This is a genomic window from Xanthomonas sp. NCPPB 2250, from assembly GCF_056725265.1.
In genome coordinates, this window is the sequence record NZ_CM161520.1 from 4,469,491 (window position 1) to 4,493,223 (window position 23,733).

The 23,733-nt window shown below is 71.0% G+C and carries 13 protein-coding genes and 1 pseudogene; all 14 read right to left on the bottom strand.

From position 1 onward, the window contains the following. Window positions 1-104: 104 nt before the first annotated feature. A complete protein-coding gene (locus tag AC1PMG_RS18195) occupies window positions 105-635 on the bottom strand; it encodes a hypothetical protein (protein WP_481109772.1) in 531 nt (176 codons plus the stop codon). 659 nt (window positions 636-1,294) lie between these two features. Next, on the bottom strand, window positions 1,295-3,580 hold the full coding sequence (gspD, locus tag AC1PMG_RS18200; RefSeq protein WP_481109773.1) for a type II secretion system secretin GspD: 2,286 nt from the start codon (window positions 3,578-3,580) through the stop codon (window positions 1,295-1,297). Window positions 3,581-3,591: 11 nt separating this feature from the next. After that, on the bottom strand, window positions 3,592-4,368 hold the full coding sequence (xpsN, locus tag AC1PMG_RS18205) for a type II secretion system protein XpsN (protein WP_481109774.1): 777 nt from the start codon (window positions 4,366-4,368) through the stop codon (window positions 3,592-3,594). A 172-nt stretch (window positions 4,369-4,540) separates the two neighbouring features. Then, a pseudogene (gene gspM / locus AC1PMG_RS18210) lies at window positions 4,541-5,185 on the bottom strand (type II secretion system protein GspM); the annotation flags it as partial. Beyond that, complete coding sequence (locus tag AC1PMG_RS18215; RefSeq protein ID WP_481109775.1) at window positions 5,166-6,290, bottom strand: PilN domain-containing protein; 1,125 nt, start codon at window positions 6,288-6,290, stop codon at window positions 5,166-5,168. The gene AC1PMG_RS18215 and the pseudogene gspM, both read right to left, overlap by 20 nt. Then, window positions 6,287-7,144, bottom strand: a complete 858-nt coding sequence (locus AC1PMG_RS18220; protein ID WP_481109776.1) for a type II secretion system minor pseudopilin — start codon at window positions 7,142-7,144, stop codon at window positions 6,287-6,289. The genes AC1PMG_RS18215 and AC1PMG_RS18220 overlap by 4 nt, the downstream gene beginning before the upstream one ends. Beyond that, window positions 7,141-7,794, bottom strand: a complete 654-nt coding sequence (locus AC1PMG_RS18225; protein WP_481109777.1) for a type II secretion system protein J — start codon at window positions 7,792-7,794, stop codon at window positions 7,141-7,143. The genes AC1PMG_RS18220 and AC1PMG_RS18225 overlap by 4 nt, the downstream gene beginning before the upstream one ends. Continuing rightward, complete coding sequence (gene xpsI / locus AC1PMG_RS18230; protein ID WP_017913116.1) at window positions 7,791-8,207, bottom strand: type II secretion system protein XpsI; 417 nt, start codon at window positions 8,205-8,207, stop codon at window positions 7,791-7,793. Before xpsI ends, AC1PMG_RS18225 begins: the two co-directional genes overlap by 4 nt. After that, window positions 8,204-8,653 (bottom strand): type II secretion system protein XpsH, encoded by a 450-nt coding sequence (xpsH, locus tag AC1PMG_RS18235; protein WP_043082891.1) that lies wholly within the window; start codon window positions 8,651-8,653, stop codon window positions 8,204-8,206. The genes xpsI and xpsH overlap by 4 nt, the downstream gene beginning before the upstream one ends. Window positions 8,654-8,731: 78 nt before the next feature. Next, the gene (gene gspG / locus AC1PMG_RS18240) at window positions 8,732-9,169 is read right to left on the bottom strand and encodes a type II secretion system major pseudopilin GspG (protein ID WP_026143220.1); all 438 of its coding nucleotides are present in this window, start codon (window positions 9,167-9,169) and stop codon (window positions 8,732-8,734) included. 558 nt (window positions 9,170-9,727) lie between these two features. Further along, the gene (xpsF, locus tag AC1PMG_RS18245) at window positions 9,728-10,942 is read right to left on the bottom strand and encodes a type II secretion system protein XpsF (RefSeq protein WP_160970274.1); all 1,215 of its coding nucleotides are present in this window, start codon (window positions 10,940-10,942) and stop codon (window positions 9,728-9,730) included. Between the two features lie 139 nt (window positions 10,943-11,081). Continuing rightward, window positions 11,082-12,812: a type II secretion system ATPase GspE gene (gspE, locus tag AC1PMG_RS18250; RefSeq protein WP_017908692.1), complete on the bottom strand. Its 1,731-nt coding sequence runs from the start codon at window positions 12,810-12,812 to the stop codon at window positions 11,082-11,084. Between the two features lie 281 nt (window positions 12,813-13,093). Beyond that, complete coding sequence (locus AC1PMG_RS18255) at window positions 13,094-14,989, bottom strand: S8 family peptidase (RefSeq protein ID WP_481109778.1); 1,896 nt, start codon at window positions 14,987-14,989, stop codon at window positions 13,094-13,096. A 157-nt stretch (window positions 14,990-15,146) separates the two neighbouring features. After that, complete coding sequence (locus AC1PMG_RS18260) at window positions 15,147-23,366, bottom strand: ESPR-type extended signal peptide-containing protein (RefSeq protein WP_481109779.1); 8,220 nt, start codon at window positions 23,364-23,366, stop codon at window positions 15,147-15,149. Between the last annotated feature and the right edge of the window lie 367 nt (window positions 23,367-23,733).

The window sequence follows — 23,733 nt, forward strand, 5'->3', positions numbered from 1 at the left end:
AATCCGTCCCAATCACATATCCATCCAAACATAACATCAATGCGGTTACTAACTTCACCCCCGATCCTTCACGTGGATCGAGAGTGAAGTACATCAGCTGATGACTATGGCTGAACGGAGCTAACACTTTTCTTGCAATCAACAACCGCGCTAGCCATCCAACTTTGCAGATTCGGGTTAGGCTTCCAAGTATTATAACTCTTCAACACGCATTGAGAATAACTCTCAGCCCTAGCAGCAGCCTCAGCACGCATTACCGCAACATCGATAGCCTTACTTTCATCCGACAACCCTATATCGAGCTGCCAGTCAGTCGCCCCGGAAAAAGTAAACACAACCACCACCGGAATGAATTGACCGGGCTTTGAGCAATTTACGGTTGCTGAAGCAGCATAATAAGTATTGCGCGGCTGATAGCTGTAACCCGACAGGGTGCAATTGCCGTAACTCTCTGCCCATGCGGTATTAATAGCATTTACAGCAGCTCGCTCAACCGCCTTGGCCGGCGTATTACCATAAACCGAATCGGAAGCGCCGTTAAAAGTCCTGGGAATGACCACCTCACCCAAGGCCGGGAAGGAAGCAAAGAATCCAAAAGCAAGCAGACCAAATAAATTTCCATAAGAAACCTTCATAAAATCTCCTTTTTTAGTCAGACCCCCCGGCTGAGACATTATCCCATTACAAATCTCGTTTCAACCATAATTACAATCCCGATGAATTTTTTCCAAGTTCGAGATATGTCAACTTATTCGAAGCAGTACGGAGGATATGCCGGCAATCAACAACAAGCATGCCAACCCACCTATTCGAGGTGGTTATAAGCATGATTGAGCCAACTACTGACACGTTCTAACGAGCGTCCGCATCATGTGTCCAATGCGGAGCACCCGCGAATTGCTGAAAAAGCACGCATGACAGCGTAGTGCGGGGAGCCTTCCTACGATTGGAGGTCAGCGGGCCGATGCAGCCAAATACCATTTTGAAACACAAGTCATGCAAGGAAATGGTCGCCCAACATCCAGTTCAGACGATCATTACAACGCGCACAGGCGCCATCAGAGCGCTTACTATTAGACCTTTCTTATCACTGGAAGATACTTGCCCTACATAAAAACAGGCCTATCCGGCTCAAGAGCGCTGCCAAGAAAACGACCGCATCCCCACGTATGAGCCTAGCGAAGCGCTAGGCATTTTCCCTCAGCAAGCGTGGCATGCATTAAGCACCAAACCATCGGCGCAGATCGGCAGTAGCAGAGCGGGAATTCCCCCCATACCTACTGCTTACTGCTTACTACTTGCCGCGTGTCGCTGGCAGCGGCTGCATAGCCTTGAACTTCTGTCCGTATTCGTCGGTAAGATTGCGTGCTTCCTGCGGGTTGCGCACGATCGACGGCGTGATCAACACGATCACTTCCTGCCGGTTTGTGTCCTGGGTCTTCTGCCCGAACAGCGCACCGACAACCGGCAGCTTGCTCAGGTACGGCACGCCATTGCTGCCGTCGGTGGTGCTGTCGTTGATCAGGCCCGCCAACATGATCGTATCGCCGCTCTGCACCGCCGCCTCGGTCTTGACCCGGCGCGTGTTGATCGGCACGTTGCAGGCGGTGCTGGTACCGGCGCTGTTGCCGCAGTTGGTCGACGCCGCACCAGGCGAGCTGACCTCCTGCACGATGTCCAGGAACACCATGCCGTCCTTGGTCACCCGCGGACGCACCTTCAGGATTACGCCGGTATCGAGGTAGTTCACCGACGAGTAGGTAGTGCCGGTGCCCAGGCCGGTGTCGACGCTGACCGAGTTGATCGGGATGCGCGTACCCACGTTAAGCGTGGCCTCGGCATTGTTGCGCACGAAGACCGATGGCGTCTGCAGCAACTTGACGTCGGTGACTTCGTCCAACGCCGTGATTACCGCCGCTGCGTTCTTGCCGAGGAAGGTCCAGCCCAGGCCACTGCTGCCGGTGATGGCGCCGGCGATATCGCCCCAGATCTTGCGGCCGGCCGCGCTGGGCAAATTCGCACCACCGCCGCTGAAGCCGATGTTGTTGGCAGTGGACGACGCATTCACCGCCTGCTCGAAGTACCAGTTGACGCCGTACTTGAGCTGACCCTTCAAGTTGACCTCGGCCACCTGCGCCTCGATATGCACCTGCATCGGCATCACGTCGAGCTTCTCAACCACGTCGCGGATCGAGCGCCAGGCCTGCGGGGTCGAGCGCACCAGCAGGGTGTTGGTTTCTTCCACCGCCGACACGCCGACCTTGTCGCCCTGCACTTCCAGGGTCACGCTGCCGTTGCCGGACGTGCGCGGGGACAGTTGCAGGCTGCCACTACCCAAGCCGCCGCTGCTGCCGGACGAGCTGCTGCCGCCCGACAGGCTGTCGCTGCTGCTGCCGCTGCTGCCCAGACTGCTGCCACCCAGGCTGCTGTCGCTGCCGTTGAAGCCGCCCAGGCCGCCGCCGTTCAACTGGCTCATCTGCGAGCCCGGCATCAGCGAGGCGTTGGAGTCGCCGCGGTTGCCGCCGCCGGCGCCGAACACTTCGGCCAGGCGGTCGGCCAGATCCTTGGCCTTGATGTACTTGAGTTCGTAGGAGAACAGCCGCGCGCCGCCGCCGGCGCTGTCGATGCGATCCAGCCATTCCTGGATCTGGTCCAGGTAGCGCGCCTGCGGGGTGATCACCAGCACCGCGTTGGCGTTCTCCAGCGGCATGAAGCGGAACATGCCGGCGCTGGGGGTCTTGCTGTTCTCGCCGAACACCTTCTCCAGGTCGGCCGCCACCTGTTCGGCCTTGCCCGACTGGATCGGGAACACGCCCACCGACATGCCCGACAGCCAGTCGACGTCGAAGATCTGCACGGTGCGCAGGTAGTTCTCCAGCTCGGCGCGGGTGCCGCCCAGGGTGATGACGTTGCGCGAGCCGTCGATGCCGACGATGGCGTTCGGCCGCGCGTACGGCTCCAGCACCTTCTTCATCTCGCTGGCGGAGATGTACTTCAGCGGCACCACCCGCACCTCGAAGCCGCGCGCGTTGGCCGGCGAAGCCGTGCTCGGCGCCACCGTGCCGGCCAGGGCCTGGTCGGCGGGGACGATGTTGTAGCGGCCGCCGCTGTAGACCATGCGTGCGTTGTTCCAGCCCAGCACCATCTCCAGCAGGTTCAGCGCCTGCGCCGGCGACACCGGCTTGGGCGTGGCCAGGGTCACCGTGCCCTGCACGCCCGGCGCGATCACGTAGTTCTGCCCGAGCATGTCGCCGAGGATGGCCTTGACCACCGCCTGCAGCGATTCGCCCTCGAAGTTGAAGGTGGCGCTGCCGCTGCTGGCGTTGCCCAGCGAGGGCGCCGGCGCCGCGGCGGCCGCGGAATTGATCATGGTGCCGCTGCCGCGGCGGATCACCGGGGTGGCGCGCTCGGGCAAGGCATTGGGATCGGCCGGGCCGCCCTGGCCGTCGGTCTGGGTACTGCCGGCCGCGCCCACCTGGGGGTTGATCGCGGCGCCGCGACGGATGTCCGGCGAGGGCGTGGTGGCGCAGCCGGCCACCAGGCCGATGGCGAGGAACAGGGAAAACAGACGCGGCGTCATGCGATCACTCTTCAAGGGTTCTGACCTGAGGGGTTGTTCTGGCGCTGTTGCTGCAATTGCCGACGGCGCGCTTCGATCCGCTCGCGGATGGCCTGCAACTGCTCCGACGACGGAGCCGGCGACGACGGCTGAGGGGCGCTCGGGGTCGGCGCCTGGTTCGGCGCCGGGTTGGGGGTGGACTGGTTCGGCGGGCGCGGCGCGGTCGCGTTGGCCTGGCCGTTGGGCGCGGACGCCGGCGGCGGCATCTGCCCCTGCGCAGCGGCACGCGCGGCCTGGCCGAGCACGGTCGGCGGCTGCCCGCCCTTGCCGTCGAACACCTTCAATTCCAGGGTCTGGGTGCCGCCGCTGCCGCTGACCGTGGCCTGGCGCGGCGCCAGCGACAGCAGCCGCCAGCCCTGCACGGCGTCGCCACCTTCCTGCAGGCGCAGCGATTCGCCCTGCTCGGTGGTCAGCGTCGCCATCTTGAAGCCGTCGGTGAGCAGCACGCCGGTCAGGCGCACGTTGGGCGCGGCGGACTGGCCGCTGTCGGCACTGAGGAAGAACGGATGCGGGCGGCGATCCTCGGCGAATACCGGCCGCGCGGCGATCTCCCCGTATTGCGAGAAATCGCCCAGGCGCTGCGTGGACGCCGCGGGCAGGCCAGGCAGCCGCTGCAGCATCGACGGATCGTCGGGCAGCGGCGCCACGCGTTCGCCGAGCCCGCCCAGGCCCAGCGCCCAGATCAGCAGGCCCCACAGCGCCAGCGTGCCCAGCCACACGGTACGCAGGCCCATCGCTTCAATTCGCATGGCGGCCCTCCACCTGTTGCGGCAGGTCCGCGGGCGCGGCATTCGCGGCGCCGGGCGCACCTGGCGGGTTGGTCGCGCTGGGGGTGGCCGGCGGCGGCGACGGCACGGCGGCCGGCTCGCTCGGGCCGGCGCCGGCGGAACCGCCGGCATTCATCACCGGCGTGGCCGCGGCGGGGGCCGCCGTTGCCGACGGATCCGGCGTGGCGGACGCCGCCGGCGGCGCCGGCATCGCGTTCGGACGCAGGTAGCCGGCCAGTTCGAAGGCCACGTCCAGGCCGTTGCCGCTCTCGCCCGGCGAGAGCTGGTAGCGCTGCGCCATCACGTTGAGATTGTCGATGAACAGCGCCGGCGTGCCGCTTTCCAGCGCATGCAGCACGGCGGCCAGTTCCGGCGTGCCGCAGCGCAGGCGCACCTGCACCGCGACGCGGGTGAAGCGGTCGCTGCGGTTGTCGGCGGCCAGCGGCGAGCGGTTGCTGATCGCGCAGCTGCGGTTGCCGGGGCTGGCCGTGGCCACCGCGCTTTCCAGGCGCTGCACCAGGCCGGCCGAGGCCAGTTCGGCCGAGGTCTCGCGCAGGAAGCCCGGGCGCGTGGCCAGTTCGCGCTGCGCCTGCTGCAGCCGTTGCGCCACCTGCGGCGCCTGCTGCAACTGCATGCGCACGCGCAGTTCGCGCTGGCGCAGTTCCTGGATCTGCGCATCGACCTCGCGCATCGGCACGGTCCACCACGGATGCACCAGCACCAGGTAGCCCAGCGCCAGCGCCGCCAGCAGCAGCCCCAGCGCCAGCCAGCGATCGCGCTTATCGACCTGCACCGGCATCGGCGGCCTCCTTGCGCTTGGTCCCGGCCAGCTCGGCGGTGAGGGTGAAACGGTCGCGGTGGCTGCCCGGGTCGGCCTGCAGCACGCCGGTCAGCGACGGCGTGCGCCACAGCGGCGAGCCTTCCAGCCGCCCGACCAGCGACGAGGCTTCGCTGCTGAGGCCGATCAACTGCAACTGGTTGCCCTCGATCGAGAACTTCTCCAGATAGGTGCCCTCCGGCAGGCGCTTGCTCAGTTCGTTCCACACCTCGACCGAGGCCGGGCGCTCGGCGCGCAACTGGTCGAAGAACGCGGCACCTTCGACCAGGTCGACCAGTTGCTGGCGCTGCGCGGCGACCGCGCGCGCGCGCTGCGCGCCGCTGTCCACCTGGGTGCGCAGGTGCTCCAGCGCATCGCGGCGGTTGTCCAGCAACTGCCAGCCGGCCGCGCACAGCGCCAGCAGCGCGGTGACGGCGAGGATCGCGTTCCAGCGCCGCATCGGGTCGGCGCGGCGGTGGCGCTGTTCCTGCGGCAGCAGGTTCACCCCCAGCGGCGCGCCATCGCTGCCGGCGACGTCGATGCCGGCCAGGGTCGGGCGCAGCGCGCCGGCGCTGGCCTGCAGGTCGTCCAGCACGCGGCGCGGGGCCACCACCAGTTCGGCGTCGAGCTGGGCGTCGTCGCGGCGGCCGTCGGCGCGCACGTCGTAGATCACCTGGTCGGCCTGGAACGGGGTCTGCCGGTCGATCTCGAACTTCACCACCTCGCGCAGGTGCTCGGCGGCCGCCGCCGGCAGGCGCAACCGGCGTTGCAGCGCGGCCTCGGCCGGCAACAGCCACACCCGCGGCAGCGCCGCCAGGCGCGGCCCCAGCAGCGCCTCCAGTTCGTCGGGCAGCAGCGGCCACGGCAGCGCCAGCGGCGCGCCCAGTTCGGACTCGACCTGCCGCGCCAGCATCAGCTGCTCGCCCTCGCGCCACAGCAGCAGCCGCGCCTGCGACCAGCCCAGCTGCAGCTGCCAGCGCGGCGGCAGCCACGCCATCAGCGAGCGCTGCCACCAGGCCAGCAGCCCGCCCGCACCGGGGGCGATGCGTACGCCAAGTTTGTCCATCGTGTCGCGCCACGCCGTCATCGCACCGTCGTTCCTTCTTCCCAACGCAACACAGTGTAGGCGGAGCCCGGCAGCGCCGACGAGCCTGGGCGCACCACCGCACGCAACACGCCCTCGCGGCCATTGCCCAGCCGCGCCCGGCTTTCGATGCTGTAGGTGCCGCCACCGCCCATGCCGACCATGCCGAGCTGGGTCTGGTCGGTACGTTCGCGCTGCGCCAGCACCTGCTGCGCGTCCAGGCCGAGCGCGGTCAGCACCGGCCCCGGCGCGAAGTCCGGCGTCGGCCGCGACACCCCACCGTACAGGGTCAGGTTGGGCAGCAGCTTGGCGTACAGCTCCGGGTCCATCCCCAGCACCAGCTGCAGCTCGGCCAGGCTTTCGAACGGCGCATCCTTGGCGCCGTAGGGCAGACCGGCGGCGGCATAGTCCGGATCCTCGGCGCCGTTGGGCTGGGTCAGGTTGTCGGGATCGCGCCAGTCCACGATCGCCGCGGCGATGCGCTCGGCGCGCTGCGGATCCTCGCCGACCGCGCGCACCAGCGCCGCCAGCAGTTGCGCATCGGCCATGTTCAGATCGACCTTGCCGCTCTCGTCGGTGACCCGCAGGTCGACCGTGGCGCCTTCGTACTGCCAGCGGTAGCGGCGCCCGTCGGCACGCCAGCCCGGCTGCGTGGCGGTGCCGGCGAGCCGGGTCAGCGCGTATTCCAGGCCGGCGCGGGCGCGTTCCTGCGCCTCGGCTCCGTCGCCGAGCACCTTGCCCTGCAGGTTCTCGGTGCGCGCGGTCAGCGCGAAGGCGCCGATCAGCGCGGTCAGCAGCGCGATCAGCCACAGCACCAGCACCAGCGCCGCGCCGCGGTTGCGATGTGCCGCGCTCACTGCCGCATCTCCGCGCCGCCGGCCTGGCGCAGCGCCACCACCAGCGGCGGCCACGCCGTGCCGTCGCCGCTGCGCAGTTCGATCGAGACCAGCAGCGGCAGCGTGTCGGTGCGCTCCCAGCGCTCCTGCCAGGGGCCGATGGTGCCGCGCTCCGGGTCCAGGCCACGGTAGCGGAAGCGCACCTCGCGCAGGTCGCGCGCCAGCGGCTCGGGCGGGCGCGGCGGGGTCTCGGCCAGTTGCTTGCCGGCCTGCACCTGCACCAGCGCGATCGCCAGTTGCCGATGGTCGCCGTCGCCGCTGACGCGCAGGTCGTGCAGATAGGGGCCGCCGCGGCCAAGGTACTCGGGCAGATCGGCCACGAATTGCATACGCTGCGGTTCGCCGACGAAGCGCACCGGCTGCAGGGTATGCGTGTCGATGTCCAGCGGCAGCGATTGCGCGCCACTCAGGCGCCGGCGCAGGAAGCCCTCGACCGCGCGCATGCGTTCGCTGCGTCCGGCGATCGCCTCGCCGCGGCCGCTGATCGCCATCGCCGAGCGCAGCGTGGCGAAGGCCAGGGTCAGGCCGCCGACCAGCAGCACCGTGGCCAGCAGCACTTCGATCAGGGTGAAGCCGCGCGCGGTGGCGCGGTGCGGCGCGCGCGCGCTCATTGCGGCACCCCGTTGCCTTGCGGGGCGACCAGGCGCAGGGTCTTCCACTGCAGCGCCTGCGCCGGCGTATCGCCCCAGCGCACCTGCAGGGTCAGTTGCAGCAAGGTCGGCGCGCCGGGCGTCACCGCGGCATCGGGCGGCCGCCGTGGGTCGGCGTAGGGCGCCACGTCCAGGGTCCAGCGATAGCGGCCCTGGTCCAGGGTGCCCTGACTGCGTCCCGGCTGCAGCGGCTGCTCCACGCCCTGCGCCGCCAGCAGCGACTGCGCGTACAGGGTGGCGCGGCTCAACTGGTCGGCACGCTGCACCTGGCGCGCGGCGCCGGACAGCGAGCCCAGCAGCAGGGTCAGCGCCAGCGCCAGCAGCGCGAACGCCACGATCACCTCGATCAGGGTGTAGCCGCGCTGGCGGTTCATGGGCCCGCCTGGTCCGGTGCGCGCCCGACCGTGACCTCGCCGGTCAGCCAGGTCACGTCGACGCGCCAGCGCGCCTGGCGCGCCTGCAGGTCGATGCGCCCGCCGGTGGAGGCGCCGTCCTCGAAGAACTGGATCGCGCCCTCGCCGTCGCGGCGCTGCGCCTGGCGCGCACCGGTGAAGCGGATCGTCAGCGACGGCGGGATCTCGCCGTGGCGGCCGTTGGGCGCCTGCCAGCGATGCGCCTGCGGATCGATCAGGAAGCGCTGCGGCTGGCCGCTGGCGATCGCCTGGGCGCGGGTGTAGCGCAGTTGCGAGGCGATCTCCTTGGCCGCCGAGCGCAGGCGCATGCCGTCGATGCCGCCGGTCAGCACCGAGGCCGCCAGCAGCGCGGCGATCGCGATCAGGCCCACCACCAGCAGCATCTCCAGCAGCGACACGCCGCGCATGCGCGCACGCGCGGCCGGCGCGCACGCCGGCACGCCGAAGCGCAGCGCGCCGGCAGGGGCCCGGATCACGGCGCCGGATCACTCGTACTTGATGTCGGCGTCGTAACTGCTGCCGCCGGGCTGGCCGTCCTTGCCCAGGCTGATCAGGTCGAACGGCCGGCCTTCGCCGGGCACCTTGTATTCGATCGGGTGGCCCCAGGGGTCGTTCAGTTCGGCCGGCTTGGCGTACGGACCGAGCCAGCCGCTGACGCCGCCCGGCGCGGTGACCAGGTCGTCGAGCTTGGACGGCAGCTTGCCGGTGTCGAGCTGGTAGTTGTCGACCTTGCCGGCCAGGGTCTGGATCTGCGACTTGGCCAGGTTGGCCTTGCCACGGTCGGCGCCACCGAGCACGCGGCTGCCGACCAGGGTCAGCACCGCGCCGATCAGCACGATGACGATGATGATTTCCAGCAGGCTCATGCCCGCCTGGCGTGCGGCGGACGGGGAACGGGTCAGGGAGCGGCGAAGAGTGCGCATTGCATCGGATCCTTGCGGTGGAAGACCTATGTAGCCGAACACGGTGACGATGGCAGCCGGTGCCGGCCGGCGGTACAGCGGCGCGTCACGCACGCCGTCACACCGGGCGGTGGAGGATCCGCGCCGCGCGCACGCATGGCCGCGGCCGGCGCGCGCGGCACCGCTGGCAATGGGACAGGGGCGGCGGCGGAAGGTTCCCGCCTAGGAACGCGCGGCGTCACAGTCCGCGAGGGTCGCCCGCGGCCCGGCAGAGACCGGGCGTTCGGCGCCCCATGCACCGTGGCGCGCCGCGCGGACGCACCAGGCAAGGTCGCTGCCGTCCATGGCGTCGCATTGCCGGCGCCGGATAGACAGGCCCGGCCATCCATGGCCGGGCGTTCGGCCATGCGCGAACCTTCGGTTCGCAAGCGCATGGCCTCCTTCGATTCATTGATCCGCTGCGCCAGACGCACGCGCTGCCATCCGTGGCGCAGCACGACGAGCGCCGGAACCACCGGCCCGGCCGTCCCTGGCCAGGCGTTCGGCGCCACATGCGCCATGGCGCATAAGCGTGGTGCCTCACCCAATCGCATTGGTCAGGTCGTAGAGGGGGACGAGGACGGAGATGATCACCAGGCCGACCACCGAGGCCAGGACCAGGGTGATCGCCGGCACCATCGCCGCCAGCAGGCGGTCGATGGCCTGGGCGGTCTCCTGCTCGAAGGTGTCGGCGGTCTTCAGCAACATGATGTCGAGCGCGCCCGATTCCTCGCCGACCTGGATCATCTGCAGCGCCAGGCGCGGGAAGCGCTTGCCCTTGGACAGCGACGCCGACAGCCCATGGCCGTTCTTGACGTCGTCGGCGGCGGCGCCGACGTCCGCCGTGAGCGCCAGGTTCGACAGCACGTTGCGGGAGATGCCCAGCGCCGCCAGCAGCGGCACGCCGTTGCGCAGCAGGGTGCCGAGGGTGCGGGTCAGGCGCGCGGTCTCCAGCCGCGAAATCAGCACGCCGACGAAGCGCTGGCGCAGCAGCCAGGCGTCGAAGCTGGCACGGAACGCGGGGTCGCGGCGCTTGCGGTCCACCGCCAGGAGGGTCACGCCCGGCACCACCAGCAGCACGATCCACCAGTCGCGCACGAACAGGCCCACGCTCAGCACCGCCTGGGTGAACCACGGCAGGGCCACGTCCAGGCTCTCGTACATCTGCGCGAACTGCGGCACCACGTAGCCGAGCAGGAACAGCAGCGCGCAGCCGACCACGCTGACCAGGATCGCCGGATAGATCAGCGCGTTGATCACCCGCCCGCGCAGTTCGCGGCTGCGCTCCAGGTATTCGGCCAGGCGCTGCAAGGTGTCGTGCAGGCTGCCGCCGGCCTCGCCGGCGCGCACCATGTTGATGTACAGGCGCGAGAACAGCCCGTGCTGGCGCTCCAGCGCGGTGGACAGCGGCGCACCGCCGCGCACCGCGTCGCGGATGTCGCCCACGGTGCGCTTGGAACGTTCGTCCTCGGGCAGCTCGAGCAGGATCGACAGCGCGCGGTCCAGCGGCTGGCCGGCGCCGAGCAGGGTCGCCAGCTGCTGGGTGAACTGCACCAGCGCCGCGCCGTCGAATGGCTTGGGCCGGAACAGCCCGCGCAGCGAGGTGCCGCCGCCCTCGGCGGCGAGCCGGGCCTGCATCGGCATGTGCCCCTGCTCCTGCAGGCGCAGCGCAACCTCCGCCTCGCTGGCGGCTTCCATCTGCCCTTCCAGGACCTCGCCGTGCGAGTCCAGGGCCTTGTAGCGATAGAGGGGCATCAGGGCTGGAGCTGGGACTGGAGAATGGGGAATCGGGAAGGGGAGCGCGCATCGCGCGCGGCCCGTGCCTTTTCGAACACGGAATGCCCGCGCATGGCGAAGCAACAGGCTGCCATCGCCGGAGCGCACGCCGCGCGCATCAGGTTTCCTCCGTCACGCGCAGCACTTCCTCGATCGTGGTCTGGCCGCTGAGCGCCTTGGCCAGGCCGTCCTCGTACATGGTGCGCATGCCGGCCTCGCGCGCCAGTTGCTCGATCTCGCCCATGCCGGCGTGGCGCATCACCGCGCGCCGCAGCACGTCGTTCATCACCAGGAATTCCATGATCGTGGTGCGGCCGACGTAGCCGGTCGGCGCGATCGCCGAGGGCCGCGGGCGGTACAGGAAGATCTCGCCCTCCGGCTGCAGCCGGCGCAGTTCGAACTTCTCGATTTCCTCCGGCGAGGCCGCGTAGCGCTCGGCATGGGTCGGCTCCAGCCGCCGCACCAGGCGCTGAGCCAGGATGCCGTTGATGGTGGAGGTCAGCAGGTAGTCCTCCACGCCCATGTCGAGCAGGCGGGTGATGCCGCCAGCGGCGTTGTTGGTGTGCAGGGTCGACAGCACCAGGTGGCCGGTCAGCGCGGACTGGATGGCGATGCGCGCCGTCTCCAGGTCGCGCATTTCGCCGATCATGATGATGTCCGGATCCTGGCGCACGATGCTGCGCAGCGCGTGCGAGAAATCCAGGCCGATCTGCGGCTTGGCCTGGATCTGATTGATGCCCTCGATCTGGTATTCGACCGGGTCCTCGACGGTGATGATCTTGACGTCGGCGGTGTTGAGCTGGCTCAGCGCGGTGTACAGCGTGGTGGTCTTGCCCGAGCCGGTGGGGCCGGTGACCAGCAGGATGCCGTGCGGCTGCTCCAGCACCTTGCGGAACTGCGGCAGGAACGCGTCGGTGAAGCCGAGCCGGTGGAAGTCGAACACCACGGTCTCGCGGTCGAGCAGGCGCATCACCACGCTCTCGCCGTGCGCGGTGGGCACGGTGCTCACGCGCAGGTCCAGTTCCTTGCCCTGCACCCGCAGCATGATGCGGCCGTCCTGCGGCAGGCGGCGCTCGGCGATGTTGAGCTTGGCCATGATCTTGACGCGGCTGATCACCGCCGCGGTCAGGTTGGCCGGCGGGCTCTCGCCGTCGATCAGCACGCCGTCCACGCGGTAGCGCACCTTGAGCCGGCTCTCGAACGGTTCGATGTGGATGTCCGAGGCGCGCAGTTCCACCGCGCGCTGGATCACCAGGTTGACCAGGCGGATCACCGGCGCCTCGGACGCCAGGTCGCGCAGGTGCTCGATGTCGTCGGCGGCGACGCTGTCGCCGTCGGCGGTTTCCACGATCGCGCCCATCGCGCTGCGGCCCTGGCCGAACCAGCGCTCGATCAGGTCGTCGATCTCCGAGCGCAGGCCGACCCGCGGCAGCACCTGCAGGCCGGTGGCCAGGCGCACCGCGTCGGCGGCGTAGGCGTCGTGCGGATCGGCCATCCACAGTTCCAGCACGCCGTCGCGCTCGCCGAGCGGACACACATGGAACTGCTTGAGGAAGCGCAGCGACAGCGGCTGCGCCTCGGGCAGGCTCTCCGGCGCGGTCGCCGGCAGCTGCTTGGCGTCGAGCAGGGGCAGGCCCAGGACTTCGGCGCTGAGCTCGGCATGGTCGCGCTCGGAGACCAGGCCCAGGCGCGCCAGCAGCGCCAGCAGGCTGCCGCCGGACTCGCGCTGCAATTGCCGCGCGCGCGCCAGGTCGCCGTCCTTGAGCCGGCCCTTGGCCAGCAACGCCGCGATGATGCGGGTTTCGGGCGTCTCCACGGCGACGGCAGTGTCCTTCACGAGCGCATTCACGCGATCCCTCCCAGATGACCGTGCGACTTTAGCAGTTCGGCATGACCCGACGCCGAATCCGGCGCACTCCCCCACCGCTGTCTACCGGGCGGCCAGCGGACCGGCACCGGCAGGCCCGTCGCGGTCATCGGGCTGACATCCTGGCAGGACATGCTGGGCAGCCGCGTTGCGCGCCGCAGCGGTCGCGGAGTGGGCCGGCACGGCGCTGCCCCCAGACGCAGGAAACCCGGCCGGAGCCGGGTTTCCTGGAACCGCATGGCGCTTCCCTGCGCCGCGTACGCTTACTGGCGCGCGACCAGGCTGACGCCGTTGTAGGTGCTCTCGCCGACCAGCTTGATGTAGTAGGTGCCGGCCTGCGGCGCGGTGAAGCGCACCGTCTCGTTGTTGCCCGGACGGGTCGACTTGGCGTCGGCGTTGCCGGTGCCCGGCTCCTTGCCGAAGCTCACATACAGCGACACATTGCCGCTGCCGCCGTAGGTGAGGAAGCTCAGCACCGCACCGGCCTTGGCCTCGAAGCTGTACAGCGCCTCGTTGCCCGCGGCACCGGCCAGGCCCGCCACCGCCACCTTGTTGGTCAGCGCGGTCGCCGGCGGCGCGCACTGCTCGGTGGCCGGATCGCACGGCTCTTCCAGCGCCTTGGCCAGGGCGGCCTTGGCGTCGACGATGCCGGTGCCGATCGGGGTGCTGGACGGGATCGACACCGGGAACGGACGCGCGGTCTGCTTGAGCAGCGTTTCCAGCGCCGCCGGGGTCAGCGGCGCCTTGCCCGCGGCGATCAGCGCGCTCTGCACCAGCGCGGCCACCGCAGCCACGTGCGGCGAGGCCATCGAGGTGCCGCCCAGGCCCATGTAGGTGTAGTTGCCGGAGGTCGGCGTGGTCGCGCCGCTGTAGCCGTTCTGCCAGATGTAGCCGCCCGGGTTGCCGTCGACGCTGCCGCCGCCGCCCGGACCGGACAGGTCCACCTTGGCGCCGAAGTTGGAGTAGTAGGTGATGCCGCCGGTGATGCGGGTGGCGCCGACCGCGATCACGTTGTCGCAGCTGGCCGGGCTGAAGTTGGCGGCATTGGCGGTGTTGTTGCCGGCGGCCACCACCACCGTGGTGCCGCGCGACACCGCGCCGTTGATCGCTTCCTGGGTGGCGCTGTCGCAGGCGCCGCCGCCGCCCAGGCTCATGTTGATGATCTCGGCCGGGTTCTGGTTGGCCGGCACGCCGGACACGGTGCCACCCGAGGCCCAGATGATGGCGTCGGCGATGTCGGAGGTGTAGCCGCCGCACTTGCCGAGCACGCGCACCGGCAGCACGGTGGCGTTGGGCGCCACGCCGGCCATGCCGACGCCGTTGTTGGTGGCTTCGGCGACGGTACCGGCGACATGGCTGCCGTGCCAGGAGCTGTCGTCGGCGACGGAGCCGGCGTAGCACTCGTTGTCGTTCTCGACCCAGTCGCCGTAGTCCAGCGCGCCCGGCACGCGGGCGTCGGTCGGACGCCGCGAGACCTCCTTATCGGAGATGAAGTCGTAGCCCTGCAGCAGGTTCACCGCCACGTCCGGGTGGTTCGGCAGGATGCCGGTGTCGAGCACCGCGACCACCACGCCATCGCCCTTGGACACGTCCCACGCGGCCGGCGCATTGATGCCGCCGGTGGCGTTGCTGTAGTGCCACTGGTACTGCGCGTACAGCGGATCGTTGGGCACGAATTGCGGCTGCACCTGCGTCTTGGCCCGCAGCACGTCGACCGGCCGCAGCTTGGCGTCGACCTGCGCGTACTTCACCGTCGGGTCGGCGGCGATCTCCGCCACCACCTTGTCCAGGTCGGCCTTGCTCAGCTTGCCGGTCAGGCGGATCAGGTCCGCGCCGATCCCCAGGGTCCGCACATACTCGGCGCGCACGCTGGCCGCGGCCGCGCGCGAAATGCCGTTGCTGCCGCCGAGGCTGGCGCGGCCCACCGCCGACTGCACCGTCGACAGCTTGGCGCTGCGGTCGCTGGCCGCGGCGGTGCCGGCGTTGTAGCGCACCAGGATGCGGTTGGAGGTCACCGCATCGGCCGGCGCGGACCTGCCCGGTTCCTTGACCGGCAGCGGCGCCGAGGCGCTGGCCGCGATCGCGCTCGAGGCTCCCAGCGACATCGCCAGCATGGCGGCTGCGATGGCATTGATACGAAGGTTTTGCTTGTCGATCACGTTGACGTCCTCTTCAAAGTTTCGTGGATCAGGCGACAGTTGCGGCCGTAAAACTCCCTTTTTCCGAATCCGTTGGCCGGCCCAGCCAAGGTCCTGTGGTCTGCCCCCTCAGGCCATTGCGTGGCGGACGGCGGCACGCGCCGCCGTCCGCGATGGATCACCAGCCGAAACCGGCACCGATGCCGATGGAGCTGTCGTCGCTGCTGAAGGCACCGCCGATGGTCACCGTGGCGCGGTCGCTGAAGGCACGCTGGTAGCCCACCGACAGCGCCGACTCGCCGTTCTGGAAGCCGATGCCGGCACCGACCCGGTTCTGGGTGCGGATGCCCGCGGCGCTGGTGGCCATGTTGAGCATGGCCGCGCTCATCGCGCCCTGGCGGTCGATGCGGCGGTCCTGGTCGCGCAACCGCGCATCGACGTCGCCGCGCAGCACCTCGAAGCTGTCGGCCATGGTGCCGAAGCGCGCATCGGTGTACGACTTGGCGGTGGCCACGCCGTTGTCGAGCTGGCTCTTGTTGACCGCATCGGTGGCCTGGGTGCCGGCGGCGACGTTGGCGAGCTGGCGCTCGTTGCCGGCGCTGCCGATCGAGACCGTCTGCGCACGATCGGCCACCGAACCCTGCCCCAGGGCGACCGCCCCCTGCGCGGTGGCGCTGGCGCCCTGGCCGAGGGCGGTACCCGAAGCCGCGCTGACGCTGGCGCCCTCGCCCATCGCCACCGCGTTGGTCGCCACCGCCGCGATGTGGCTGTTGGCGCCCACCGCGGTGCTGCCGTCGGCATTGACCTTGGCGTTGCTGCCGATCGCGGTGTCGTTGGGGCCGTGCGCGTAGGCGCTGCCACCGATGGCGGTACCGGTGACGTCGTTGGCGCGCGCGGCGGTCCCCACCGCCGTGGCGCTGGAGGCAACCGCCGTGCTTTCGCCGACCTGCGCGGTGCCGATGCTGCCGGACACCGGCGTCGCCGCCGCGGTTGCAGCGGTCGCGGCCGACGCCGCAGGCGCCGCTTCGGTGGCCTGCGCGGCCACCGCACTGGCGCCGACCATGCGCGCGCTGCGTGCCGCGGTGGCGCTGCCGCCGGTGCGCGCATCCAGTTCGCTGACCTTGCCGTCCAGCGCCGCCAGCGCCGCGCCGACGTTGTTGTAGCTGGCGCCCTGGATCACGTACGTCGGCGCCACGAACAGGCCCTGCGCGCCGAGTCCGGCACCGCCACCCAGGAACGTGGCCATGTTGCTCAGCGACTGGTACAGCTGGCCGCCGTTGATCGCCTCGGTGCTGCCGGCGGCGACGCTGCCGGCGGTCAGGTTGACGATGCGCCGGGTCGCCGGGCCGCCGCGGCCGTTGCCGCTGCCCAGCGACACGGTGTCGGCCTCGTACACCCGCGAGCCGGCACCGAGCGCCACCGCGTTGTCCGCCGAGACGCCGGCATTGGCACCGAGCGCGACGCCGTTGCTGCCGCTGTTGCGGACGAAGCTGTTGTAGCCCATCGCCACGCCGTTCTCGCCGATCGCATTGGTCTGCAGGCCGATCGCGGTGCTGCGCGCACCGGTCGCCGAGCTGCCGGCACCGCTGGCGGTGGCACCTGCGCCAGCGGCGACGCTGCCCACGCCCAGCGCGGAACTGCGCAGGCCGCTGGCGGTGGCGCCGGCACCGGCCGCGGTGCTGTCCACGCCGCTGGCGCTGGCCACCGCGGTGCCGGAGCTCTGGAAGCGCGCGCTGGTGTCGCCAGCCGCGGTGGCTACCGCGTCCAGCTGCGCCTTGTTCACCGCATCGGTTGCGTTGACCGCGGCACCGACGTTGGTGATGCGGCGCGTCGCCGGCGCGGTGACGCCGTTGCCGCCGCCCACCGACACCACGTTGGCTTCGCTGGTGCGCGCGCCCGAACCCAGGGCGACGCTGCCGGCGCCGCTGGCCGAGGCGTTGATGCCCAGCGCCGTGGCGTTGGTGCCGCCGTAGGCGAAGGCGTTCTGACCGATCGCGGTGCCGCCCTGCGCCGTGGCCCAGGCGAACTGGCCGACCGAGGTGGTCTGCGCCGCGGTGGCCCAGGCCGAGGCACCGAGCGCGGTCGCATCCTCGCCGGTGGCGCGGGCGCTGTAGCCCAGCGCCGCGGCATAGGCGCCGGACGCGGTGCTGCCCCAACCCAGCGCCGAGGCGTAGTTGCCCGCCGCCGCCGCGCCGTAGCCGAACGCGCTGGTGCGGGTGCCGCTGGCGGTGCTGAAGGCGCCGACCGCGGTGCTGTAGTCGCTGCCGGCCGTGGCCTTGTAGCCATCGGCGGTGGCCTGCAGTCCGCTGGCGACGGCACCGGCGCCGCTGGCGCTGCTGAACGTGCCGCTGGCCTGCGCACCTGCGCCCAGCGCGGTGGCGCCGGCGGCGCTGGCGGTGGTGGTGCCGTCGAGCAGCACGTTGCCGGACGCGTCGGTGTAGTACAGCGAGCCGCCGATCGCGGTGCTGGACTCGCCGGTGGCGGTGGCGTTGTAGCCGGACGCGGTGGCGTAGCGGGCACCCGCGAGCGCGCCGCTGCCGAAGGCCGAGGCACCGGTGCCGTAGGCGTTGCTGGCTTCGCCGGCGGCGGTGGCGTAATTGCCCTCCACGTAGCTGCCGACATCGTCGGCCGGGTCGCTGCCGCCGCTGGCCTTGAACTGCTTGCCGGTGGCGTCGGCGGACTGCTTCACCTCGTTCAATTGCGCGACGTTGACCGCATCGGTGGCCTCGGTACCGGCGGCGACGCTGGTGATCTGCCGCTCCTTGCCGGCGCTGCCCACCGACACGGTGTTGTCGCGCGACGCCTCGGAGTTCGCGCCCAGGGCCACGCTGTTGACGCCGGACGCATAGGCGCCGTAGCCGAACGCGCTGGCGCTGTCGGCGCTGGCATAGCTGAGGCTGCCGAGCGCGCTGCTGAAGTCGGCGGTGGCACCGGCGCCGGCGCCGAACGCCGCGCTGTTGGCGCCCGAGGCCTCGGCCGGGATCAGGCCGAAGAACGAGGTGCCGCCGACCGCCACGCTCTCCTCGCCGGAGGCCACGCTGTACTCGCCCACCGCCACGCTGCCGCTGCCGGACGCGGTGGAGGACACGCCGACCGCGGTGCCGTAGCTGCCGGAGGCCAGCGCGCCATAGCCCAGTGCCGAGGACAGATAGCCGGTGGCCTCGCTGTAGCCGCCCAGCGCGGTGGCGCCGGTGCCCGACGCGGTGCTGCGGAAACCGGTCGCCGTGGCCTGGTTGTCAGAGGCCACCGCTTCGTTGCCGGTGGCGGTGGCATAGGTGCCGCTGGCCTGCGCGCCGGCGCCGCTGGCGGTGGCGCCGATCTCGCTGGCCTGGGCGTTGCTGCCGATGGCGATGCTGTTCTCGCCCGACGCCTGGCTGGTGTTGCCCAGCGCAACCGCATCGACGCCGCTGGACACGGCGTTGAAACCGATCGCGGTCGCCCCGGCGGCCACGGCATTGGCGCCGCCGCCGAGCGCGGTGGCGCCGTCGGCGGTGGCATTGGCCGCCTCGCCGGCGGCCAGCGCGTTGTCGCCGTCGACCAGGGCGCCGGCATCGCTGTCGGCACTGCCGCTGGCCTGGAAGTACTTGCTGGTGGCCGCCGCCGCCTGCTTCACCGCATCCAGCTGCGCGACGTTGACCGCATCGGTGGCCTCGGTGCCGGCAGCGACGTTGGTGATCTGCCGCTCCTGCCCGGCACTGCCCACCGACACGCTGTAGGCGCGGTCGGCGACCGCCCCGGCACCCAGCGCCACCGCATTGACGGCGGTGGCCTCGCTGCCGGCGCCGAGGCTGATCGCGCTTTCCGCGTCGGCCACGGTGTTGGTGCCGATGGCGATGGTGTTGACCTGGTTGCCCAGCGCCTGGAAGCCCATCGCCACGCTGTAGTTGCCGTAGCCGAACGCGCCGCGACCGACCGCGGTGGCGCTCAGGCCCGGCGCCCAGCTGTTGAAGCCGATCGAGGTGGCGCCGCTGCCGCTGGCCCACGCCCCGGTACCGAACGCCGAGGCGTTGGCGCCGGTGGCCCAGGCCGAGGTACCGAACGCCGAGGCGCCATCGGCCGTCGCCCAGGCATAGGCGCCGACCGCACTGGCGTCTTCGCCGCTGGCCCAGGCGTTGTCGCCCTGCGCCAGGCTGTAGTTGCCGGTCGCACGCGCCTTGTAGCCGCCGGCGGTGCTGTGGTCGCCGGTGGCCTGCGCACCGTAGCCGGTGGCGGTGGCGACGCTGCCCGTCGCCTGCGCGCCCGCGCCGAGCGCGGTGGCGTTCTCGCCGGCATTGGCGCCGACCAACACCGGCTTGCCGTCGGCATCGACGATCGGCTGGTTGTACTGGTCGTAGGCCTGGCCGCGGCCGCCGATGGCGGTGCCGCCGGTGCCGCTGGCGCTGCTGCCGTTGCCCAGCGCCACCGCGTCGTCGCCCATCGCCGCCGCGCCGCTGCCGAACGCCGCCGCGCCGCTGCCGTAGGCATTGGCCGCATCGCCGGCGGCCAGCGCGCCTTCGCCGTCGGCATAGGCGCCGACCGTGCCGCCGCCGCTGTGGGCGAAGAACTTGGAGGTACTTTCGGCGGTGGCGCGCACCGCATCCAGCTGCGCGAGGTTGACCGCATCGGTGGACTGCGTGCCCGCGGCGACATTGACGACCTGCCGCTCGCTGCCGGCATCGCCGACCGAGACCGTGTTGGCCCGGCGCGCCACCGCGTTGGCGCCCAGCGCCACGCTGTCGGCCGCAAACGCGGTGCTGTAGTAGCCGAGCGCGGTGCTGTTGGCGCCGCTGGCCCAGGACTGCGCGCCCAGCGCGCTGGCATGGTCGCCCGGCGCATAGGCGAAGTAGCCCAGCGCGGTGCTCTGCAGGCCCGAGGCCTCGGTCATGCTGCCGTTGGCGGTGGACTCGTCGCCCGAGGCGATCGCGCCGGCACCGAACGCAGCGGCATTGGCACCGCTGGCCTGGGTCTGCACGAACAGGCCCAGTCCCGGAATCAGGTCGGCCGGACCGCCGACCGCGACGCTGCTGGTGCCGGTGGCCGCGCTCTGCGTGCCGACCGCCGTGGCGTAGTCGCCGGTGGCGTTGGCCACCGCGCCGAAGGCCGACGCCTGCGCGCCGCCGGCGTAGGCGCCCACGCCCACCGCCGAGGCGGCGAAACCGCTGGCATCGGCGCTGGCGCCCAGCGCGGTACCGCCGACCCCGGCGCTGGTGGCGCCGGTATCCACCGCCACGCCGCTCTTGGTGATCAGCGGCTCGCCGTTGGCGTCCACCGCCACCCCGCCGACCGCCACCGCCGCCGACCCGGTGGCCTGCGCGTTGGTGCCGAAGGCGGCGCTGTTCTGCCCGGCGGCCACCGCGCCGCTGCCGACTGCGGTCGCCCCGCTGTTGAGCGCATCGGCGCCGGCGCCGAGCGCGGTGCTGCCGTTGCCGATGGCATTGGCGGCCTCGCCGGCGGCGAGCGCGTCGTCGCCTTCGACGTAGGCGCCGGCATCGCTGTTGCCGGCGCTGGCCTGCAGGTACTTGCCGGCCTCCTGCAACTGCGCCACGTTGACCGCGTCGGTGGCTTCGGTGCCCGCGGCGACGCTGGTGATCTGCCGGGTCAGGCCGTTGCCGACATCGCCGACCGACACGCTGTTGTCGCGCGCGGCGTAGGAATGCGCGCCAAGCGCGACCGCATTGGTCGGCGCCTGGTTGCGCGCATCGTCCAGCCAGGTGCTGACCCGCGCGCCGTAGCCGATCGCGGTGGCATCGCTGCCGTTGGCCTGGCTGTCGGTGCCGAGCGCGGTGCCGTTGCTGTGGTAGGTCGACGTCACCGCACGTGCGCCCAACGCGACGCTGTCGGCATTCCAGGCGATGGCCTTGTAACCCAGCGCGATGCCGCTGTCGCCGGAGGCCAGCGCATAGCTGCCCAACGACACCGTGCGCGGCGCGAACGAACCGGCGCTGTGGCCGATGGCGACCGAATCGACGTTGCCCGGCAGGTTCGGGAACACGTTGGCGTTGTAGCCCAGCGCGATCGCGTAGTCGGACTGGCTCTGCGCGCCGGCGCCCAGCGCGATGCCGCCGACGCCGGTGGCGGCGGCGATGCCCACGCTGTTGCCGGCGCTGGCCGCGGCGGTGCTGACGCCGCCCACGGCGACGCTGTCGGTGCCGCTGGCCAGCGCGTTCATGCCCATCGCCACCGCACTGGTGGCGGTGGCGCGCGCGCCGATGCCCATCGCAGTGGCGTAGTCGCCTGCGGCGCGGGAGCTGTAGCCCACCGCCGTGCCCAGTTCGCCGGCCACTTCCGACAGCCCGCCGACCGCGGTGGCGCCGTCGTTGAAGGTCTGCGCGTGGTAGCCCAGCGCGGTGCTCTGCACACCGCCGGCCGAGGTGCCGGTGCCGACCGCGGTGGTCAGCGGATCCAGCGCCTGCGCGCCGCCGCCGACCGCGGTGGCGGCCACGCCCAGGGCCTGGGTGGTCTGCTCGCGGCTGCCGACGATGAAACCGTTCTCGTCGTACTCGTACACCGTCGCGGTGCTGCCGATGGCCGTGGCCGAGGTGCCGACCGCCGTGGCATCGGTGCCGACCGCACTGGCATGGGCGCCGCTGGCGACCGCGCCGCTGCCCAGCGCCGAGGCGCCGAGGCCGGCGGCGGTGCTGGTGGACCCCACGGCGGTGGTGTAGTCGCCATCGGCCAGCGCATCGGCGCCGGCGGCGGTGGCCTGCTGGCCCTGCGCCAGCGCGGTGCCGTCGCCGCTGCCGGCGAACAGCCGCGCAGTGCCGTCGGCCACCTGCTTGACCGCGTCGAGCTGGTCCAGGTTCACCGCATCGGTGCCTTCGGTGCCGGCGGCGACGTTGGCGATCTGCCGCTCCTTGCCGGCCGTGCCGACCGAGACGGTGTCGGCGCGATCGGCGACCGATCCCTGGCCGAGCGCGACGCTGCCGCTGGCCGCGGCCTTGGCGCCGTAGCCCAGCGCGGTGGAATCGTCGGCCTGCGCCCAGGACGCGGCGCCGAACGCGGCGCTGGAGGCGCCGTCGGCCGAACTCAACCAGCCGACCGAGGTGGAGAAGTCGCCATTGGCCCAGGCGCCGGCGCCGAATGCGCTGCCGCCCTCGCCCTGCGCCTCGGTGGTGAACAGGCCGAGCACGCTGCCGCCGACGGCGGTGCTGGACGCCCCGCTGGCCAGGCTCGAATAGCCCAGCGCCACGGCATTGCCGCCGCTGGCGTTGGCGCCGTAGCCGACCGCGGACGCGAAGTCGCCGCCGGCCTGGCTGAAGCCGCCGTTGGCGGTCGCGGCCAGCCCGGTGGCGGCGGCGGAGAAACCGGTGGCGGTGCTCTGCAGGCCGTCGGCGCGCGCCGCCGTGCCCAGTGCGGTGGAGAACGCGCCATTGGCCTGCGCGCCGGCGCCGAACGCGCTGGCGCCCTGCTCGGCCGCCGTGGTGGTGCCTTCCAGCAGCACCTCGCCGTTGTCGTCGACGATCGACAACGCGCCGCCGACCGCCGTTGCCGAGGCGCCGACGGCGGTGGCGTTGCTGCCGACCGCAGTGGCGTTGCCGCCGAGCGTGGTGGCGCCGCTGCCCAGTGCGCTGGCGCCGTTGCCGATGGCGTTGGCGCCTTCGCCGGCGGCGATCGCATTGGCGCCCTCGACGTAGGCGCCGGCATCGCTGGCGTCGCTGCCGCTGGACTGGAAATACTTGGCGGTGGTGTCGGCGGTCTGCCTGACCGCGTCGAGCTGCGCCACGTTGACCGCATCGGTGGCCTCGGTGCCGGCGGCCACGTGGGTGATCTGGCGCTCGCCGCCGGCCTTGCCGACCGAGACGCTGTCGTCGCGGTCCGCCACCGCATCGGCGCCCAGCGCCACGCTGTTGCGCCCCTGCGCGACCGCGCTGTTGCCCAGCGCGGTGCTGTTGAAGCCGCTGGCGCTGGAGAAGCCGCCGACCGCGGTGGCGTATTCGCCGGTCGCGTCGGCCGCCACGCCGACCGCGGCGCTGGCCGCGCCGGAGGCGATGCTCTCGGCGCCGAGCGCGGTCGCGCCGTCGCCGCTGGCGGTGCTGTAGTAGCCGAGCGCGCTGGCCTCCACGCCGCTGGCGTCGCTGAGGGTGCCGCTGGCCACGCTGCCGTCGCCGCTGGCGTTGCTGGCCGCGCCGGTCGCGGTGCTCTGCGCGCCGCTGGCGTTGCTCTCGGCACCGACCGCGGTGGCGTAGTCGCCGCTGGCGCTGGCGTTGTCGCCGATCTGCAGGGCCTGCGCCTGGGCGCTGGTGGGCAGGACGCCGGCGCCCAGCGCCATCGCGATCGCGCCGGCCAGAGCCAGGCCGTGTGCGCGTGCGGCGCGGCGGTCGCGGACGACGGCCCCGCGCGCATCGCCGCTGGCCAGTTCCGATGCCACGACCCACATCCCCAGTGCGTTGTTCCAGACCTTGCGATAAATCCGATTCATCGACGACTGCTCCTCAATTCGGCTGGTTTTTGGTCAAAAAGCCACCCTCGCCCGGCGTTCCGGCCGGCCGATCCCCTGTCGGTTTTTTGGTGCCGCACGTCCCTTACCGGGACGCGAGAGGCTCACGCCTGTCGCTGCTCGGAGCTGTAGATGAACCGAGGTGGAATGCGGAACTGACCCGAGTGTTAACTCGGCCTCTCGAGTACGTCAAGTTTTTGACTTAATGCGACACATGTCGTGACACAGACCGCGAATTCAGTCTGATTTCGTTAAATTTTCGATAAATATCAATGAAAACAACCAACTCGCGCCAATTTTTCGGCACACACCTTGCCAGTCTTGACACATCGCGCTTCGGGCGATTTCG

Coding starts and splice junctions, on each gene's coding strand:
- AC1PMG_RS18260 (WP_481109779.1), bottom strand. CDS start 23,366: ATGAATCGGATTTATCGCAAGGTCTGGAACAACGCACTGGGGATGTGG.
- gspD (WP_481109773.1), bottom strand. CDS start 3,580: ATGACGCCGCGTCTGTTTTCCCTGTTCCTCGCCATCGGCCTGGTGGCC.
- xpsN (WP_481109774.1), bottom strand. CDS start 4,368: ATGCGAATTGAAGCGATGGGCCTGCGTACCGTGTGGCTGGGCACGCTG.
- AC1PMG_RS18225 (WP_481109777.1), bottom strand. CDS start 7,794: ATGAGCGCGCGCGCGCCGCACCGCGCCACCGCGCGCGGCTTCACCCTG.
- xpsH (WP_043082891.1), bottom strand. CDS start 8,653: ATGCGCGGCGTGTCGCTGCTGGAGATGCTGCTGGTGGTGGGCCTGATC.
- AC1PMG_RS18215 (WP_481109775.1), bottom strand. CDS start 6,290: ATGACGGCGTGGCGCGACACGATGGACAAACTTGGCGTACGCATCGCC.
- xpsF (WP_160970274.1), bottom strand. CDS start 10,942: ATGCCCCTCTATCGCTACAAGGCCCTGGACTCGCACGGCGAGGTCCTG.
- AC1PMG_RS18195 (WP_481109772.1), bottom strand. CDS start 635: ATGAAGGTTTCTTATGGAAATTTATTTGGTCTGCTTGCTTTTGGATTC.
- gspG (WP_026143220.1), bottom strand. CDS start 9,169: ATGCGCACTCTTCGCCGCTCCCTGACCCGTTCCCCGTCCGCCGCACGC.
- xpsI (WP_017913116.1), bottom strand. CDS start 8,207: ATGAACCGCCAGCGCGGCTACACCCTGATCGAGGTGATCGTGGCGTTC.